Below are 16,839 nucleotides of genomic sequence, written 5' to 3'. Positions count from 1 at the left end.
TCTAGGCTGGGCAGGGTGCGCGAGACGAACTGGGCGGGAAATCTGACCTTCACCGCGGAACGGATCCTTCGTCCGCGCACGGTCGAACAGGTCCAGGACGCGGTCGCCGGAGCTACAGCGATCAAGGCGCTCGGCAGCAGGCACTGCTTCAACGACCTCGCGGACTGTCCGGGCGGTGTCCAGCTCGACCTGTCCGCGCTCGACACCGAGGCGGTACTCGACGCGGAGTCCGCGACGATCTCGGTGCCCGCCGCGGCGCGCTATGGCGACATCGCCGTTCAGGTGCACGCGGCCGGATTCGCGCTGGCCAACCTCGCCTCACTGCCTCATTGCACGGTGGCGGGCACCGTCGCGACGGCGACCCATGGATCCGGACGGCGTAACCAGAGCCTCGCGTCGGCAGTGTCCGGTTTGGAGCTGGTCACCGCGAACGGCGACCTGCGGACCTACCAAGGGCACGACGGCGTGGTCGTCGGGCTCGGCGCGCTGGGCGTGGTGACCCGGCTGACCCTCGACCTGGTGCCGTCCTTCGACCTCCGCCAGGACGTCTTCGACGGTCTGCCCTGGGAGTCGGCCTACGAGCATTTCGAAGAGATCCAGGACGCGGGGTACAGCGTCAGCCTGTTCACGAACTGGGCCCGCGAGGAGATCGACCAGGTCTGGGTCAAGGGTCCGGGACGGCCGGGCGCCGACTTCTTCGGTGCGAAGGCGGCGGACGGGCCGCGGCATCCGGCGCACGCGGCCGGCATCCGGGCGGACAACTGCACGCGGCAGCTCGGGGTGGCGGGGCCGTGGCACGAACGGATCCCGCATTTCCGCCTGGACTTCACGCCCAGCGTCGGGAACGAGCTGCAGACCGAGTACTTCGTGCCCGTCCGGCACGCCGTCGCCGCGATGGAGGCGATGCGCGGGATCGGGCACCGGCTGGCGCCCGTCCTGCTCACCTCGGAGATCCGCACGGTCGCGGGGGACGACCTGTGGCTCAGCCCGTTCCACGGCGGCGACCGGGTGGCACTGCACTTCACCTGGCAGCCGGACGAGGACGCGGTTCGCGCCCTGCTCCCGGTGATGGAGGAACGCTTGGCGCCCTTCGGGGTCCGGCCGCACTGGGGGAAGCTCTTCCATCAGGCGGCGGACTACCCGAAGCTGGCCGATTTCCGGGCGCTGGCCGTCGAACTCGACCCGGACGGCAAGTTCCGGACCCCGTTCGTCCGGCGGAACGTGTTCGGGGAGCGCTAGTCCGACTGGGACCAGGCGGCGACGGGCAGGGAGAGGTACACGCCGACGTCGTCGATCCCGGTCGCGGCTTCGATGCTCGTGCGGAGCAGGTCCACCCGTTCCTGGCGGTTGTCCGCCCGGCTCGGGAACCACTTGGACCGGACCTCGACCAGGAGGTCGAGCCCGAAGCGGTCGAACGGTCCCGGCCGACGGAAGCGCAGTTCGACGTCGCCCGGTTGCAGATCGCCGTCGTAGGGCTCCTCGGGGCACTCCACCGCGAGGGACACGAGGTGCGGCAGAACCGAACCCAGCTCATGCAGCTTGGCTTCGGGAAGATGGGGCGAGTAGGTGATTTCCACGAGAGGCACGAGACCGAGCCTAGGGGAGCTAATCGCTCTGCGGGTCCCAGGACAGCAGCCGGACCTTGCTGACCGTCTGGACGTGCCGGCGCATCGCGCTCGCGGCCGCCTTCGGATCGCCGTCGCGGATGGCGTCGGCGATCTTCCGGTGCTGGCCGAGCGATCGCGACGGCCTGCCGGGCTGACGCAGGGACTCGGTGCGGCTTTCCGCGATCTGTGCGTCGATCGAGCGCATGAATTCGGCGAGGAGACCGTTGTTCGCGGCGGCGGTGATCGCTTCGTGGAACCGGCGATCGCCTTCGGCACCGTGCCCGCCCTCGTCGATCTCGGTCGTCATGAAGGCCAGCGCGGCGTCGATGGCGGCGAGGTCCGCGTCGGTCCGCCGCAGCGCGGCGAGTTCCGCGAGCTTGGTCTCCATCGCTTCGCGGGCTTCGAGTACCTCCGGAAGCCTGCTGCGCCGGGCGACGAGGACGTCGACCGGCTCGACGTCCAGAAGGTCGTTGCGCAGGTAGGTGCCCCCGCCGTGGCGGGACTCGAGCAGTCCCTGCACCTCCAGGACGACGATGGCCTGTTTGACCGACGCGCGGCTGACGCCGAGCCGCTCGGCGAGGTCGCGTTCGCTCGGGAGCTTGTCGCCCGCGTGCAGACCGGATTCCTCGACGTGCGCCTTGATCCGCTCGACGACCTGCTCGTAGAGCTTCGCCCGGTTCAACCGGCTCAACGCCTCCGGCACTGGCCCCCCTAGCTCGCACTGGACAAGTGGCTCAGCCAATTTACCACTCACGGGTTGACAGGTGGTCGACGTCACAGGGAAAGTGGCTGAGCCACTAGTCCACTGAGCCGCCGGTTCTTTTGGCCGCCGCCAGGGCTCCCGCCGTCAAGGAGGACGGTCATGTCCGCCCAGCTGATCTCGATCCTCGTCCTCGTGGTGATCTTCGCCCTCGCCACGACCCGCTCGATCAACATGGGGGCGCTCGCCTTCGCCGGCGCGTTCCTCGTCGGCACCCTCGCCGGCGGGCTGGACACCGACGGCATCTTCGCCGGTTTCCCCGGCGACATCTTCGTGGTGCTGGTGGGGGTCACCTACCTGTTCGCCATCGCGCGGGCCAACGGCACCACCGACTGGCTGGTGGCCGCGGCCGTCCGGCTCGTCGGCGGCCGTATCGCGCTCATCCCGTGGGTGATGTTCGTGGTCACCGGCGCGCTGACCGCGATCGGCGCGGTCAGCCCGGCGGCCTGTGCGATCGTCGCGCCGATCGCCCTCGGTTTCGCCGCCCGCTACCGGATCAGCCCGCTGCTCATGGGCGCGATGGTGGTGCACGGAGCGCAGGGCGGCGGGTTTTCGCCGATCAGCGTCTACGGCTCGATCGTCAACGGGATCGTCGAACGCAACAACCTCGCGGGCAGCCCCGTGGTGCTGTTCTTCGCGAGCCTGGGCATGAACCTCGCCATCGCGGCCGTCCTCTTCGTCGTGCTCGGCGGGACCAGACTGCGGCGCCGCCAGGTCGTGACCGCGGGCGGCGCGGCGACGGAGACCGACGAGGAACCGTTGCCGCACGAGCAGCGGATTCCCTTGGACGGCCCCAAGATCGTCACGCTGACCGGGCTGATCGCGCTCGTGGTCGGCACCCTCGTGTTCGACCTCGATCCGGGCCTGACCGCCATCACCGTCGCCGTCCTGCTGAGCGTCGTGTGGCCCAAGACCAGCCGTTCCGCCGTCTCCGAGATCACCTGGCCGACCGTGCTGCTGATCTGCGGCGTGCTGACCTATGTGGCCGTGCTGAAGGAGATCGGCACCATCGACTACGTGGGCAACGCGGTCACCACCGTGGGGATCCCGCTGCTCGCCGCGCTTCTGCTCTGCTACATCGGCGGTGTCGTCTCCGCGTTCGCGTCCTCGGTCGGGCTGATGGGCGCGCTCATCCCGCTCGCCGTGCCGTTCCTGGCCCAGGGCACGATCGGGCCGGTCGGCATGATCGCCGCGCTCGCGGTCTCGGCGACGATGGTGGACGTCAGCCCGTTCTCCACCAACGGCGCGCTCGTCCTCGCCAACGCGAAGGACGTCGACCGGGACAAGTTCTTCAAACAGCTGCTGGTCTACGGGGCGCTCGTGGTGGCCGTCGTGCCGCTGATCGCCTGGCTCGTGTTCGTCGTGCCCAACTGGGGCTGAGGAGGAGATCGATGCTGTCAGGACTGTTTGCCGGGAACGATCGCGTCGCCCTGCGGTTCGGTGCGGAATCCCTGACCTACGGCGAACTCGCGGCCGTCTCGGGATCGGTCGCCGCCGGGCTGGCCGGTCGTGAGCGGGTCGCCGTATGGGCGACACCGACGCTGCGGACCTGCGTCGCGATCGTCGCCGCGCTGACCGCCGGGGTGCCGGTGGTGCCGATCAACCCGAAGGCCGGATCGCGCGAACTCGCGCATATCGTCGCCGACAGCGAGCCCGACCTGGTGCTGGCCGCGCCGGACGCCGTGCTGCCCGCGGAACTCGGGGCGCTGCCTCGGCGTTCGGTCGAGCTGGACGCTTCGGGCACGCCGTGGCAAGGCGACGAGCCGGATCCGGAGACGCCCGCGTTCGTCATCTACACCTCGGGGACCACCGGGCCGCCGAAGGGAGTCCTGCTCCCGCGACGGGCGGTGGCGTCGAATCTCGACGCGCTCGCCGGGATCTGGGGCTGGACCGACGCCGACGTCCTCGTGCACGCCCTCCCGCTCTTCCATGTGCACGGCCTGATCCTGGGCGTGGTCGGCCCGCTGCGGCGGGGTGGCTCACTGCATCATCTCGGCCGGTTCAGCAGTGAAGCGGCCGCGAAGGAACTCGCCGGTCCGGGCACGATGCTCTTCGGTGTCCCGACGATGTACCACCGGCTGGCGGCCGATTGCGAAGCCGATCCCGCGCTGGCCGCGGGAGTGGGCGCGGCGCGGCTGCTCGTTTCGGGTTCCGCGGCCCTGCCCGCGTCCGATCACGAGCGGATCGCCGCCGCGACCGGGCAGCGCGTGGCCGAGCGCTACGGCATGACCGAGACGCTGATGAACTGCGGCGTCCACGCCACGGGCGATCGTCGGCCCGGTTCGGTCGGCCCGCCGGTGCCCGGCGTCGAACTGCGTCTCGTCGACGATTCCGGAGAACCGCTCTACGGTGACACAGTGGGGGAGATCGAGGTCCGCGGCCCGAACCTGTTCCTCGGCTATCTGAACCGGCCGGAGGCCACCGAAGCCGCGCTGCACGACGGCTGGTTCCGTACCGGTGACATGGCGGTGCGCGATCCGGACGGCTACGTGCGGATCGTGGGCCGCCGTGCCACCGACCTGATCAAGAGCGGCGGTTACAAGATCGGCGCGGGGGAGATCGAGAACGCGCTGCTGGAGCATCCCGGGGTGGCCGAGGCGGCCGTCACCGGGGAACCGGACGAGGACCTCGGCGAGCGCATCGTCGCCTGGATCGTCCCCGACGGGGTCAGGCCGACGGCGGGCGAACTCGCCGACCACGTCGCCGGTCTGCTCTCGCCGCACAAACGGCCGCGGGTGGTCCGTTACCTGGAAGCCTTGCCGCGCAACGAGATGGGCAAGGTCCTCAAGCGGGCACTCCGTGGTTGACCCGGTCGTACAGCCTTCGTGAGACAAGGGGTTCGGAATGTTCAAGCGGATACCCGTCGCGGTGCTCACCGCGGTCGCGCTCGCCCTCCTGATCGCTCCACCCGCCCAAGCCGCCGGCGCCGCCCGCTATGTCGCGATGGGCAGTTCTTTCGCGGCGGGGCCGGGAATCCCGCCGCAGCGGCCGGGGACGCCGACGGCGTGCGGACGGTCGACGAAGAACTACGCGAGTCTCGTGGCCGAGGAGCGCGGATTCGCCCTCACCGACGTCACCTGCAGCGGCGCGACCACCGCGAACATCCTCACCGCCGGGCAGGCTGGCCAGCCGCCGCAGATCGAGGCCGTCACACCGGACACCCGGCTCGTGACGGTCACCATCGGCGGCAACGACGTCGGCTACGTCGGCAGCCTGTTCACCTACGCCTGCCAGAACACCGGCGGCGCGAACTGCGGCCAGGTCGACCAGGACGCCGTCCGCGCGGCGCTCGCCACGGTGCACGAGAAGATCGGCGCCGTCGTCGCCGCGGTCCACCAGCGCGCGCCGCGGGCCCGGGTGCTGGTCGTCGACTACCTGACGATCGTGCCGCGCACCCCTCCCGCCTGCGACGGAGTGCCGCTCACCCCGGCACAACTGGTCTTCGAACGCGAGGTCGCGGACAGGCTCGCGGCGGCGACCCGGCGGGCGGCGCGCACCGAGCGGGCCACCCTGGTCCCGGCGGCCGCCGCGAGCGCGCACCACGACGGCTGCGCCGCGACTCCCTGGATGGAGCGGTACGCGACCGCACCGGGACGCGTTCCCTACCACCCGAACGAGGCCGGGATGGTGGCCGTCGCGGACCTGATCACCGCACGGCTCCGCTAGCCGCCTGAGCCCGGAAGGTGCGGCGGTAGCTGTCCGGCGGCACTCCGACGGTCCGGTTGAAATGCCGTCGGAGTGTCGTGGCTGTGCCCATCCCGGTGGCCTCCGCGATGAGGTCGACGCTGTCGTCGGTCCGCTCCAGGAGTTCCTGCGCGCGGCGGATGCGCTGGATCAGCAGCCAGCGCAACGGGGTCGTCCCGGTCGCCGACCGGAAGTGCCGCGCGAGGTTGCGGGAACTCATGTTGGCGTGCCGGGCGAGGTCTTCGACGGTCAGCGGCCGGTCCAGCCGTTCGGTCACCCAGGGCAGCAGGCCGCCGAGCGGATGGTCGTCCTGCTCGGGAACCGGGGCGGTGACGAACTGGGCCTGCCCGCCCGCGCGGTGCGGTGGGACGACCAGGCGGCGGGCGACGGTGTTCGCGACCGCCGAACCGTGGTCGGAGCGGACCAGATGCAGGCACAGGTCCATCGCCGCGGCCTTGCCCGCCGAGGTCAGCACGCTGCCGTTGTCGACGTAGAGGACGTCCGGATCGACCTCCACCAGCGGATGGCGGGCGGCGAGGACGTCGGTGTGCGCCCAGTGCGTCGTCGCGCGGCGGCCGTCGAGGAGACCGGCGGCCGCCAGGACGAAGGCACCGGTGCAGAGGGACGCCACCCGTGCGCCCGCTTCGTGGGCGGCTCGGACGGCGTCGACGAGGTCGGCGGGCGGGTCGACGTCGATGTCGGCCCAACCGGGAACGATGACGGTGTCGGCGCTCACGAGCCTGTCGAGGCCGTGATCCGGTTCGAGGAGGAACCGGCCGACCTTCACCGGGGCCGGACCGCAGACGGTGAGCTCGTACCAGGAGCCGTCGTAGCCCGGCAGGCCCGAACCGAAGACCTCCTGGGCGATGGCGAGCTCGAACTGCAGCATGCCGTCGGTGGCGGCGAGGGCGACCGTGCTCATGTCCGAAAGTGTACGCATGATGGCGTTCCGGACACTGTCGACGGGCGGTTCCCGTCGGCAGGATGGTCCACAGTGGATCAGCCGAGGGCAGGAGAAACCCATGGGTACGGGGTATGACGTCGCGGTGTTCGGGGCCTACGGGCACACCGGCCGGTTCGTGGTGGCGGAGCTGCGCGAGCGGGGCTTCGGGGTGCTGGCGGTCGGCCGCGACGAAGCGAAACTGCGCGGCCTTCCTTGGCCGGACCTGGAGATCCGGCAGGCCTCGGTCTACGACCCGGCTTCGCTCGACCGTGCCTTCGAGGACGCGGACGCGGTGATCAACGCCGCCGGGCCGTTCGCCGACACCGCCGCTCCGGTGATCGAAGCGGCGCTGCGGGCGGGCGTCCCGTACCTGGACGTGGCCGCGGAGCTCGAAGCGAACATCGACACCTTCGCGAAGTTCGGCGACCGGGCCGAGGGGGCGACGGTGATCCCGGCGATGGCGTTCTTCGGCGGGCTCGGCGACCTGCTGGTCACCGCCGCGATGGGCGACTGGACGTCGGCCGACGAAGCGCACATCGCCTACGCGCTGAGCAGCTGGCATCCGACGGAGGGGACCCGCGCGGCGGGCAAGGTCTCGCGGGAGCGCCGCAACGGTCGGCGGATCCGCTTCTCCGGCGGCCGGATCGAACACCGTGACGACGCGCTGCCCGCCCTGGACTGGGATTTCCCCGCGCCGCTCGGGACCCGCGCCGTGCTCGGCGAGTTCACGATGGCCGACGTCGTCACCGTCCCGAGCCACCTCGCCATCCCCGAAGTGACCACGTACATGACGGTGAACGCGGCCAGTGAGGTGATGACGCCCGAGACCCCGGCGCCCGCGGCGGACGGCCCGTCCGCGCAGACGTTCGTGGTCGACGTCGTCGTGCGGTCCGGTGGTGCGGAACGGCGGATCGTCGCCCAGGGCCAGGACATCTACGCGATCACCGCGCCGCTGGTGGTGGAGGCGGTGCAGCGGGTGCTCGACGGGCGGACCAAGGCGACCGGCGTCGTCTCGGCGGGAGAGGTCTTCGACGCGGCGGACTTCCTGGCGGCGCTGGCTCCCCGGGTGACCGTCACCGCGTGACTCCCACCTGCCAGCCGGGATACGGCAGCCGGGCGGGCGGGGCTTCCCCGGGCCGGTGCTCGAAATGCCACCACTCGTTGTCGTAGATCCGGTAGAGCGCGAAGCGGGCGCCGTGGTCTTCCAGCCACTGCGCGCCTTCACGCGGCCGGACGTCCAGCGCGGTACCCCGGACGTGCGCCGAATCCTGCGGCGGCAGGACGCGTTTCCCGTCCCGCCTGGCCTCGTCGAGGAACAGGCGATGCTGCTCGGCGGCATCGCGGTGACCCGATGTGAGGCCGAGCAGCGTCCGGTGCCGCCAGAAGGCTTCGGTCCTGGCTGCGGTGAACGCGGCGAGGGTTCCGCCGGTGAGCCCGGCCAGGTCTTCGGCGGGGAACCGCAGCGACAGCGCCCATCCGCAGGCGAGCCGCTTGGCGTGGCCGGGGGAGCGCAGCCACGCCGGGATCAGCAGCAAGACCGCGAGGACGCGGGTGATCACCGCGAGAACGAATTCCTTCATACCGTCCACAGTCGACGGCGCTTGTCCGAGGCCGATCGCGACGGCGTGCGCGGACGCCGACGAAAATGTCACCGTTCCGCACGGACCACGCTGTGACAGAACGAAGACATTCCGCGGACGCTCCGTGGAAGCCGGGCGGGCACCATGGCGTGTCATGGACGAGCGGATTCCGTCCGGCGCTGCGATAGTCGTCGGCATGCCCAGGGTGCTGCTCATCGAGGACGACCAAGCCGTGCGTGAGGGGTTGAGCATGGCGTTGGGCGGACGGGGTCACGCGGTCGACGCGGTGGCCACCGGAGAGGAAGGTCTCGCGCGGCTCGCGTCGAGGCCGCCGGACATCGTCGTGCTGGACCTGATGCTGCCGGGACTGGACGGCTTCGAGGTCTGCCGCCGCATCCGGGCCACGGGTGATCTGCCGATCATCATGCTCACCGCGCGCAACGAGGACATCGACGTGGTGGCCGGGCTCGCCGCCGGCGCGGACGATTACGTGGTCAAACCCGCCAGGGCGCAGGTACTCGAGGCGCGGATCCGCGCGGTGCTGCGCCGCAGCGGGCAGACGCCGCCCTCCGTGCCCGCGCAGCCCGAGATCGAACAGCACGGCGACCTCGGCGTCGACCGCGCCGCGCTGACGGTGACCAAGGGCGGCAAGCCCGTCGCCCTCGCCCCGACCGAACTGCGGCTGCTGCTGGAACTCACCCAGGTGCCCGGCCGGGTGCTCAGCCGCCAGTACCTGCTGGAAAACGTGTGGGAGCACGGCTATTTCGGTGACTCCCGGGTCGTCGACGCCTGTGTGCAACGGCTGCGTGCGAAGATCGAGGACGACTCTTCCGCGCCGGTGTTCGTGCAGACGGTCCGCGGGTTCGGCTACCGGTTCGGGCCACTGTGAAGCTTTGGGGTCTGCGTACCCGGCTGTTGCTGGCGTTCAGCCTGCTGGTCGTGATCACCGCGGCGACGGTCGCCGGTGGTGCCTATGTCCAGTCCCGCACGGTGATCCTCCAGCAGGCGCAGGACGCCACCGCCCGCGTCCTGGTCGACAAGGCCACCGCGCTGTACCCGCTCGGCCCGCTGCCGCCGGCGGGCGGGACGCTGGACCGGATCAGCGGCGAGCTGTCCGACCGTGACCTGAGTTCCCTGGTCCTGTACGAGGACCAGTCGAGCGGGAACGAGCAGCTCCGATCGCTGATCTCGCCCGAGCTTCGCGAAGAGGTCGGGTCGGGAAATGTCGCGTGGCAACGTGTCGTCACCAAGGGTGTCCCGATGCTGGTGGTGGGCACCAGGTTCACCGTCGAGCTTCCGGGCGGGAAGCGGCAGGCTTCGGGTATCGAGGCCTACATCGCACGCAGCATGGCTTCGGAGGAAGAGAGCATCGCCGAACTCGCCACCCGTGCCTGGCTGATCGGCGGGGCGGCGCTGGTCTTCGCCATCGGTCTGGCGCTGCTGGCCGCCCGCGGCGTCCTGCGGCCGGTGCGGGAACTGGGCGAAGCGGCCCACCGGCTGGGTTCGGGTGACCTGCGGGCGCGGATCAGCGTCCGCGGCTCGGACGAACTGGCCGGAGTCGCGCGCACGTTCAACGAGACGGCCGAAGCACTGGAACGTCACGTCGGTGAGCTGGAACGGATGGAGGCCGACGCGCGGCGGTTCGTCGCGGACGTCTCGCACGAACTGCGCACTCCGCTGGCCGCGATGACCGCGGTCGCGGACGTGCTGGAGCAGGAAGCGTCACAACTGCCGGGCGACGCCGGCCGTGCGGCGCGGCTGAGCATCGACGAGACGCACCACTTGACCCGGCTGGTGAACGACCTCATCGAGGTGTCCCGGTTCGACGCCAAGGCCGCGGCCCTCGCGCCCGAGGAGGTCGACGTCGCCGAAGTGGTCGCGGCGAGCCTGCGCATCCGCGGCTGGACCGCCGAAGTGGAGGGCGACCTGCCCGCCGGGATCTTCGCCGGGCTGGATCCGCGGCGGGTGGACGTCATCGTGGCGAATCTGGTCGGGAACGCGTTGCGGCACGGGGAAAAGCCCGTTTCGCTCCGGCTTTCCGAAGCGGGGGAGTGGATCACGCTGGAGGTCGCGGACCGCGGGCCGGGGCTCGCGCCGGAGGTGCTGCCGCACGTGTTCGACCGGTTCTACAAGGCGGATTCGGCCAGGGCGCGTTCCGGCGGGAGCGGGCTCGGCCTCGCGATCGCCTGGGAGAACGCCCGTCTGCACAAGGGGACCTTGATCGCCGAGAACGGCGTGGACGGTGGCGCGGTGTTCACGCTGCGTCTGCCCCGTCAGGTGGTGACGGCGTGAGGAAGACCTGGTTCGTCCTGCTCCTGATCGTGTCGGTGGTCACCGGTTGCGGCGTCCGGCCCAGTGGCGTGATCCCCGGCGCGCCCGCGCCGGTGGGCCCGGCCAACGGCGCGGTGCTCTACTTCGTGTCCGGCGGGCAGCCTGCCAGGGTGCTGCGCCCGATCGCCGGGGAACTGCCCCCGGCCAGCCCCGTCGACCTGCTCGCCGCCGGACCGGACGAGAGCGAGCGGGAACAGCGCTACACCAGCGAAGTCCCGCCGGGCACCGTTGTTCTCGACCAGACGGCGGGACCGAACGGGGTGACGCTGACCCTTTCGGTCGACGTCGCCGGGCTGTCGGCGAGGGCCGTCGACCAGATCGTTTGCACCGCCAGGGACTCGCTCGGCGGAGCCGCGCAGATCACCTTGCGGGGCGGAGGAACACAACGCGGGCCGCTGTCCTGCCCGCTGCCGGGTTAGGAGTGGCCCGAATCACCGGTGTCGTTCCCTCGCTTTGTCCGGATTCGCCAGCTAGCTTAGGCAAGGCTAAGCAATGGGACGTGGGGTGGTTGTGGCGTGGAAGGGATCGAGGGCAAGGTCGCGCTCGTCACCGGAGGCGCGCGCGGAATCGGGGCGGCCGTCGTGGACGGGCTCGCCGAAGCGGGTGCGATCGTGGCGGCGGTGGACCTGACGGAAGGGCCGTCCCGGACCGGGGTGACCTCGTTCGTCGCGGACGTCGGCGACCCCGCGGCTGTGGCGCGAGTGGTCGGCGAGGTCGAACGCGAACTCGGGCCGATCGGGATCGGGGCGTCCGTCGCGGGTGTGCTGAAGCCGGGGTCCGTCTGCGAGACGAGCGACGAGGACTGGGCGGCGACCTTCGCGGTCAACTCCACCGGCGTCTTCACCGTGCTCCGCGAGATCTCCCGCCGGATGCTGCCCCGCCGGAGCGGGGTGCTGGTGACGGTCGGGTCGAACGCCGCGGGTGTCCCGAGGACCGGGATGGCCGCCTACGCCGCTTCGAAGGCCGCCGCGACGATGCTGACCCGCTGTCTCGGCCTCGAACTCGCCGGTTCCGGCATCCGCTGCAACATCGTCTCGCCCGGTTCGACCGACACCGAGATGCAGCGTCTACTGTGGACGGACGAAAACGGCGCGGACCGTGTCATCGCGGGAAATCCGGAGCAATACCGCGTCGGCATACCGCTGGGCCGGATAGCCGAACCCGCCGATATCGCCGACGCCGTCCTGTTTCTGGCCTCTGATCGAGCGCGGCACATCACGATGCAGAACCTCTACGTCGACGGCGGCGCCACGCTCCGGGCGTGATCTCGATGACGCAACGAAGACTTCTCGGAGTGGTGTGATTAGGTTAGGCTAACCGAATATTACCTGCCTGATCAGTGGTATTTGCGAAAGGGAATCCTGTCGTGTCCTCACCTGCACCGGCCCGACCAAGGCCGGTCCACCAGGCGGCCGATCTGCTGGCGGCGTACCTGCCCGGATCGTTCTACTTCTCGTCCGCTCGAGGATCGCTGCTCGCCGACGGGGTGTACTCCCCGGTCCACGCGGCGCCGGGCAGGCGTGCCCGTGCCGCCGCCGAGGTCCTCGACGCCGCCCTCGTGGCGGGCGTGACCGAGCCCGTGGTGGCGGGAGCGATCGGCTTCCGGCCGGATGCCCCGAGCAGCTTGGTGGTGCCCGCGGTGGTGCGCCGGGCCGGCGCACCGGGGGCGGGCAGGCCGGTGGCTCCGCTCGGTGGCGGGAGCTGGTCGGTGTCTCCCCGGCCCGCGCCTGAGGTCTACACCACCGCCGTGGCGAAGGCGCTGGACGAGATCCGCGACGGTGACCTGCGCAAGATCGTGCTGGCCCGCTGCCTCGACGTCACCGGTGGCGACCCCATCGCCGTGCCGCGGCTGCTGGCCCGTCTCGTCCACGCAGACCCGACGGCCCACGCCTTCGCCGTCGACGTCAGCGCGCCCGGGGATCCCGCGCCGCGCACCCTGATCGGCGCGAGCCCGGAACTGCTGGTCTCCCGCCGCGGGCGGATCGTGACCGCCAACCCGCTGGCCGGATCGCGGCCGCGGGTCGCCGACGAGGCCGAGAACGCCCGGCGGATCGCCGATCTGCTGGCGTCCGAAAAGGATCGTGCCGAACACGCCCACGTCGCGGCGCAGGTGGCCGAGGTGCTGGGCCGGTTCTGCGTCGACCTCGACGTCCCCGCCGAACCCGAGGTGATCGGCACTCCCACGATGTGGCACCTCTCGACCAGGATCAGCGGACGGCTCGCCGACGCGGGCGACGCCGGTTCGTCCGCCCTCGCGCTGGCCGAAGCCCTGCATCCGACGCCCGCCGTCTGCGGCGTCCCGACCGGCCTCGCCCGCGACACCATCGCCGCGCTCGAACCCGAGGATCGCGGCTACTACGCGGGGCTCGTCGGCTGGACCGATCAGGACGGTGACGGTGAATGGGTCGTCACCATCCGCTGCGCCGAGGTCCGTGACCGGACCGTGCGGCTGTTCGCCGGAGCGGGTGTGGTGGCGGGCTCGGACCCGGAGGCCGAACTCGCCGAGACCGGCGCGAAGTTCGGCACCCTGCTTCGGGCGCTCGGCCTGGAGGGAGCGGCGTGAACCCCGACCACGTGCCCTGGCCGCCCGAGACCGCCGCGCGCTACCGGGCCTCGGGCCACTGGCGCGGCCAGACCTTCGGCAAGCTGCTCACCGGCCTCGCCGAGGCGTACGCCGAACGTCTCGCCGTGATCGGCGAAACCGCCCGCTGGACCTTCGCCGAACTCGACGAGCGGGCGCACCGTCTCGCGGCGGGGTTCGCCGGTGCCGGGATCCAGGCGGGCGACCGGGTCGTCGTGCAGCTGCCGAACGTGCCGGAGTTCGCGTCCGTCGTCTTCGGGCTGTGGCGGGCGGGAGCGTTGCCGGTGTTCGCGCTGCCCGCGCACCGGGCCAGCGAACTGCGGCACTTCGCCGAACAGAGCGAAGCCGCGGCGATCCTGACCGTCGGCGAGCACGAACGGTTCGACCACGCCGCCATGGCGCGTTCGGTCGCGGCAGAAATCCCTTCGGTGCGGGAGGTCTTCGTCGTCGGCACGGACGAGTTCGCCACGCTCGAAGCGACCACGCCGCGAGCGCTGCCGGATCCGGATCCCGCCGGGGTCGCGTTCCTGCAGCTGTCCGGCGGCAGCACCGGTTTGCCCAAGCTGATCCCGCGCACGCACGACGACTACCTCTACAGCGTCCGGGAAAGCGCCCGGATCTGCGGCCTGCGCCCGGAAAGCGTGTACCTGGCCGCCTTGCCCGCCGCGCACAACTTCCCGCTCAGCTCACCCGGCCTGCTCGGGGCGCTGCACGCGGGCGCGGCCACGGTGTTCGCGCCGCGTCCGGACGCCGACACCGCCTTCCGGCTGATCGAGGCCGAAGGCGTGACGATCACCGGGCTCGTACCGCCGCTGGCCGCCGCGTGGGCGCAAGCGGCCGCGAGGACCACCCGCGATCTGTCCTCTTTGGACGTCCTGCTCGTCGGCGGCGCCAAATGCGCCCGCGAACTGGCCGAGAAGATCGGGCCCGCGCTGGGCTGCCGCCTCCAGCAGGTGTTCGGCATGGCCGAGGGACTGGTCTGCTACACCCGGCTCGACGACCCGGACGAGTACGTCCTCGCCACGCAGGGGCGGCCGATCTCGCCGGACGACGAGATCCGGGTGGTGAACCCGGACGACCCACTGTCCACTTCGGACGATGTCGTCGCGCCGGGGGAGATCGGCGCGCTGCTGACCCGCGGGCCGTACACGATCCGCGGCTACTACCGCGCCACCGAGCACAACAAGACCGCCTTCACCGAGGACGGTTTCTACCGCACCGGTGACCTCGTGCGGCAGCACCCGTCGGGACACCTCGAAGTGGTCGGCCGGGCCAAGGAACAGATCAACCGCGGCGGCGAGAAGGTGGCCGCGGAAGAGGTCGAGAACCACCTGATGGCCCACCCCGGCGTGCTCGACGCCGCCGTCGTCGCGGTGCCCGACCCGTATCTGGGCGAGCGCACCTGCGCCTACGTCGTCCCCGCGGCCGGTGCCGAGCCCGCCGCGGCGGAACTGCGGCGGTTCGTGCGCGAGCGCGGGGTCGCGGCGTTCAAGGTGCCCGATCTGGTCCAGGTCGTGCCGGAGTTCCCGGTGACCGGCGTCGGCAAGACCAGCAAACGTGAGCTCCGGGCGGCCTTGGCCGCCCTGGCGAAGGAGGGATGAAAGTCGTGTCACTACCCGAAATCCGGTCCTACTCGTTGCCGACGGAGGCCGAGTTGCCCGCCGGGCGGGTCGGCTGGAAACCCGACTCCGCCCGCGCCGCGCTGCTGGTGCACGACGCGCAGCGGTACTTCCTCGCGCCGTACGAGGGCTCCCCGGTGCCGGAGATGGTCGCGAACATCGCCGCGCTGACCGAAGCAGCCCGGGCGGCGGGCGTTCCGGTGTTCTACACCGCCCAGCCCGGCCACCAGGCCGCCGAGGACCGCGGCCTGCTCACCGAGTTCTGGGGCGACGGCATCGGCGCGGTCATCGACGAGGACCCCGCCGCCGCCGACGTCGTGGACGAACTCGCCCCGCAGCCAGGGGACATCGTGCTGACGAAGTGGCGCTACAGCGCGTTCCAGCGCAGCACCTTCACCGAACAGCTCGCCGAAGCCGGCCGGGACCAGCTGCTGATCACCGGCGTCTACGCGCACATCGGCTGCCAGGCCACCGCCGTCGAGGCCTTCATGCGTGACATCCAGCCGTTCCTGGTCGGCGACGCGGTCGCGGACTTCTCCCGGGAACGCCACGACCAGGCCTGCGAGTACGTCGCTCAGCGCTGTGGCGCCCTGACCACCACCGCCGCCGCGCTCGCCGCGATGGCCCCGATCCACGCCGGAGTACCCCGATGAGCCTCACCACCGGAAAGATCCACGCGGACGTCGCGGAACTGCTCGGCTGCGACGTGGCCGAGCTGAAGCCCGAAACCGATCTCACCGACCTCGGCCTCGACTCGATGCGGATCATGGGCCTGGTCGAGCAGTGGCGCTCCGAGGGAGCGGAGAACCTGGAGTTCGCCGATCTTGCCGAGCAGCCGAACCTCGGCCACTGGACGAAGCTCCTCACCGGGAACGCCGCGTGAGCCGCGCCGACCACCGCCACCGGCACCTCGAACGCATCGCCGAGGTCCGCGCCGGTCAGCACGCGGAGAAGGTGCCGTACCCGATCCGCGTCCGGCAGGCCGAAGTCGTCCGCACCGAGATGATCGGCTCCGGACTGCTCCGCGTCACTCTCGGCGGGTCCGGCACGGCGGGGTTCGAGGCGCATTCGCCCGACGAGCACGTGAAGCTGCTGTTCCCGGAGCTCGACGCCGAGCCGAAGCTGCCGGTGCAGGACGGCGACATGCTGCGCTGGCCGAAGCCGTCGCCGACGTCGCGCGAGTACACGGTCCGCCGCTACGACCCGGCCACCGGCGAACTCGATCTCGACGTCGCGCTGCACGAAGGCGGACTCGGTTCCGGATGGGCGGAGAAGGTGACCCCCGGAACGCCGGTGCACGTCGCCGGTCCGCCCGGCGGGCTGATCGTGCCGCACACCTACGACCGCTACCTGCTCGCCGGGGACATCACCGCGCTGCCCGCGATCGCGCGCTGGCTCGAAGAGCTGCCCCGCACCGCCGCGGGCTGGGCGTTCATCGAGGTCACCGACGCGAGCGAGGAGATCGAGCTGTCCGCGCCCGAAGACGTCGAGGTGCACTGGCTGCATCGAGGTGACGTCGCGGCGGGTGACTCCGACGTCCTCGCCCGCGCGGTGCAGACGATCGAAGTCCCCGCCGGTGAACGGCTCTACGCCTGGGTCGCCGGGGAGGCCGGGCAGCTCAAGCCCCTGCGCCGCTGGCTCAAGAACGACCTCGGGCTCGGCAAGGACGACCACGACGTGACCGGCTACTGGAAGCGCGGCGTCGCGGACTTCGACGACGAGCACGACCACTGA

The 16,839-nt window shown here is 71.2% G+C and carries 18 protein-coding genes; 14 read left to right on the top strand and 4 right to left on the bottom strand.

The window, feature by feature from the left end; genetic code table 11:
• The first annotated feature begins 15 nt into the window (after positions 1 to 15).
• Entirely contained in the window at positions 16 to 1,239 is a 1,224-nt protein-coding gene (locus tag ACLJRM_RS03335) for an FAD-binding protein (RefSeq protein ID WP_410662211.1), read from the top strand.
• On the opposite strand, the gene ACLJRM_RS03330 is transcribed toward ACLJRM_RS03335, so the two are convergent.
• Positions 1,236 to 1,586, bottom strand: coding sequence for a hypothetical protein (locus tag ACLJRM_RS03330; RefSeq protein WP_101608271.1), 351 nt, complete (start codon positions 1,584 to 1,586; stop codon positions 1,236 to 1,238). The two genes, ACLJRM_RS03335 and ACLJRM_RS03330, sit on opposite strands and share 4 nt — an antisense overlap.
• A 19-nt stretch (positions 1,587 to 1,605) precedes the next feature.
• Positions 1,606 to 2,310: a FadR/GntR family transcriptional regulator gene (locus tag ACLJRM_RS03325; protein ID WP_101608270.1), complete on the bottom strand. Its 705-nt coding sequence runs from the start codon at positions 2,308 to 2,310 to the stop codon at positions 1,606 to 1,608.
• A 159-nt stretch (positions 2,311 to 2,469) separates the two neighbouring features.
• On the opposite strand from ACLJRM_RS03325, the gene ACLJRM_RS03320 reads away from it, so the two are divergent.
• The 3 genes from ACLJRM_RS03320 to ACLJRM_RS03310 are packed head-to-tail and all read left to right on the top strand — an operon-like array spanning position 2,470 to position 6,033.
• Positions 2,470 to 3,747 (top strand): SLC13 family permease, encoded by a 1,278-nt coding sequence (locus ACLJRM_RS03320; protein WP_410662210.1) that lies wholly within the window; start codon positions 2,470 to 2,472, stop codon positions 3,745 to 3,747.
• Between the two features lie 11 nt (positions 3,748 to 3,758).
• Positions 3,759 to 5,174 (top strand): acyl-CoA synthetase, encoded by a 1,416-nt coding sequence (locus tag ACLJRM_RS03315; RefSeq protein ID WP_101608268.1) that lies wholly within the window; start codon positions 3,759 to 3,761, stop codon positions 5,172 to 5,174.
• 37 nt (positions 5,175 to 5,211) lie between these two features.
• Positions 5,212 to 6,033, top strand: a complete 822-nt coding sequence (locus ACLJRM_RS03310) for an SGNH/GDSL hydrolase family protein (protein WP_410662209.1) — start codon at positions 5,212 to 5,214, stop codon at positions 6,031 to 6,033.
• On the opposite strand, the gene ACLJRM_RS03305 is transcribed toward ACLJRM_RS03310, so the two are convergent.
• Positions 6,014 to 6,973 carry a helix-turn-helix domain-containing protein gene (locus ACLJRM_RS03305; RefSeq protein WP_410598644.1) on the bottom strand — a complete coding sequence of 320 codons (960 nt, stop codon included), beginning with the start codon at positions 6,971 to 6,973 and terminating at the stop codon, positions 6,014 to 6,016. The two genes, ACLJRM_RS03310 and ACLJRM_RS03305, sit on opposite strands and share 20 nt — an antisense overlap.
• 100 nt (positions 6,974 to 7,073) lie before the next feature.
• Between ACLJRM_RS03305 and ACLJRM_RS03300 the strand changes: the two genes are divergently transcribed.
• Complete coding sequence (locus ACLJRM_RS03300; RefSeq protein WP_101608266.1) at positions 7,074 to 8,078, top strand: saccharopine dehydrogenase family protein; 1,005 nt, start codon at positions 7,074 to 7,076, stop codon at positions 8,076 to 8,078.
• On the opposite strand, the gene ACLJRM_RS03295 is transcribed toward ACLJRM_RS03300, so the two are convergent.
• Positions 8,068 to 8,574: a M15 family metallopeptidase gene (locus ACLJRM_RS03295; RefSeq protein WP_101608265.1), complete on the bottom strand. Its 507-nt coding sequence runs from the start codon at positions 8,572 to 8,574 to the stop codon at positions 8,068 to 8,070. The genes ACLJRM_RS03300 and ACLJRM_RS03295 overlap by 11 nt on opposite strands.
• 154 nt (positions 8,575 to 8,728) lie before the next feature.
• On the opposite strand from ACLJRM_RS03295, the gene ACLJRM_RS03290 reads away from it, so the two are divergent.
• The 9 genes from ACLJRM_RS03290 (at position 8,729) to ACLJRM_RS03250 (ending at position 16,839) form a co-directional block, all read left to right on the top strand.
• Complete coding sequence (locus tag ACLJRM_RS03290; protein WP_101608264.1) at positions 8,729 to 9,463, top strand: response regulator transcription factor; 735 nt, start codon at positions 8,729 to 8,731, stop codon at positions 9,461 to 9,463.
• A complete protein-coding gene (locus tag ACLJRM_RS03285) occupies positions 9,460 to 10,866 on the top strand; it encodes an ATP-binding protein (protein WP_101608263.1) in 1,407 nt (468 codons plus the stop codon). Before ACLJRM_RS03290 ends, ACLJRM_RS03285 begins: the two co-directional genes overlap by 4 nt.
• A complete protein-coding gene (locus tag ACLJRM_RS03280; protein ID WP_410662208.1) occupies positions 10,863 to 11,324 on the top strand; it encodes a GerMN domain-containing protein in 462 nt (153 codons plus the stop codon). The genes ACLJRM_RS03285 and ACLJRM_RS03280 overlap by 4 nt, the downstream gene beginning before the upstream one ends.
• Before the next feature lie 96 nt (positions 11,325 to 11,420).
• Entirely contained in the window at positions 11,421 to 12,170 is a 750-nt protein-coding gene (gene dhbA / locus ACLJRM_RS03275; protein WP_410662207.1) for a 2,3-dihydro-2,3-dihydroxybenzoate dehydrogenase, read from the top strand.
• Positions 12,171 to 12,271: 101 nt separating this feature from the next.
• The gene (locus ACLJRM_RS03270) at positions 12,272 to 13,468 is read left to right on the top strand and encodes an isochorismate synthase (protein ID WP_101608260.1); all 1,197 of its coding nucleotides are present in this window, start codon (positions 12,272 to 12,274) and stop codon (positions 13,466 to 13,468) included.
• Positions 13,465 to 15,087: a (2,3-dihydroxybenzoyl)adenylate synthase gene (locus ACLJRM_RS03265; RefSeq protein ID WP_410662206.1), complete on the top strand. Its 1,623-nt coding sequence runs from the start codon at positions 13,465 to 13,467 to the stop codon at positions 15,085 to 15,087. The genes ACLJRM_RS03270 and ACLJRM_RS03265 overlap by 4 nt, the downstream gene beginning before the upstream one ends.
• The gene (locus ACLJRM_RS03260) at positions 15,084 to 15,758 is read left to right on the top strand and encodes an isochorismatase family protein (protein ID WP_101608258.1); all 675 of its coding nucleotides are present in this window, start codon (positions 15,084 to 15,086) and stop codon (positions 15,756 to 15,758) included. The genes ACLJRM_RS03265 and ACLJRM_RS03260 overlap by 4 nt, the downstream gene beginning before the upstream one ends.
• Positions 15,755 to 15,988, top strand: a complete 234-nt coding sequence (locus tag ACLJRM_RS03255) for a phosphopantetheine-binding protein (RefSeq protein WP_101608257.1) — start codon at positions 15,755 to 15,757, stop codon at positions 15,986 to 15,988. The genes ACLJRM_RS03260 and ACLJRM_RS03255 overlap by 4 nt, the downstream gene beginning before the upstream one ends.
• Entirely contained in the window at positions 15,985 to 16,839 is an 855-nt protein-coding gene (locus ACLJRM_RS03250; protein WP_410662205.1) for a siderophore-interacting protein, read from the top strand. Before ACLJRM_RS03255 ends, ACLJRM_RS03250 begins: the two co-directional genes overlap by 4 nt.

Origin of the sequence: Amycolatopsis sp. lyj-84, assembly GCF_046549075.1 — a bacterium.
GTDB lineage: Bacteria > Actinomycetota > Actinomycetes > Mycobacteriales > Pseudonocardiaceae > Amycolatopsis.
The sequence above is the reverse complement of the archived record's forward strand: the minus strand, read 5'-3'. Positions and strand labels throughout refer to the sequence as shown.

Excerpts from the sequence above, each read along its gene's own strand:
- ACLJRM_RS03305 (WP_410598644.1), bottom strand. The coding sequence starts at position 6,973 with ATGAGCACGGTCGCCCTCGCCGCCACCGACGGCATGCTGCAGTTCGAG.
- ACLJRM_RS03315 (WP_101608268.1), top strand. The coding sequence starts at position 3,759 with ATGCTGTCAGGACTGTTTGCCGGGAACGATCGCGTCGCCCTGCGGTTC.
- ACLJRM_RS03260 (WP_101608258.1), top strand. The coding sequence starts at position 15,084 with ATGAAAGTCGTGTCACTACCCGAAATCCGGTCCTACTCGTTGCCGACG.
- ACLJRM_RS03290 (WP_101608264.1), top strand. The coding sequence starts at position 8,729 with ATGGACGAGCGGATTCCGTCCGGCGCTGCGATAGTCGTCGGCATGCCC.
- ACLJRM_RS03320 (WP_410662210.1), top strand. The coding sequence starts at position 2,470 with ATGTCCGCCCAGCTGATCTCGATCCTCGTCCTCGTGGTGATCTTCGCC.
- ACLJRM_RS03300 (WP_101608266.1), top strand. The coding sequence starts at position 7,074 with ATGGGTACGGGGTATGACGTCGCGGTGTTCGGGGCCTACGGGCACACC.
- ACLJRM_RS03310 (WP_410662209.1), top strand. The coding sequence starts at position 5,212 with ATGTTCAAGCGGATACCCGTCGCGGTGCTCACCGCGGTCGCGCTCGCC.
- ACLJRM_RS03255 (WP_101608257.1), top strand. The coding sequence starts at position 15,755 with ATGAGCCTCACCACCGGAAAGATCCACGCGGACGTCGCGGAACTGCTC.
- ACLJRM_RS03295 (WP_101608265.1), bottom strand. The coding sequence starts at position 8,574 with ATGAAGGAATTCGTTCTCGCGGTGATCACCCGCGTCCTCGCGGTCTTG.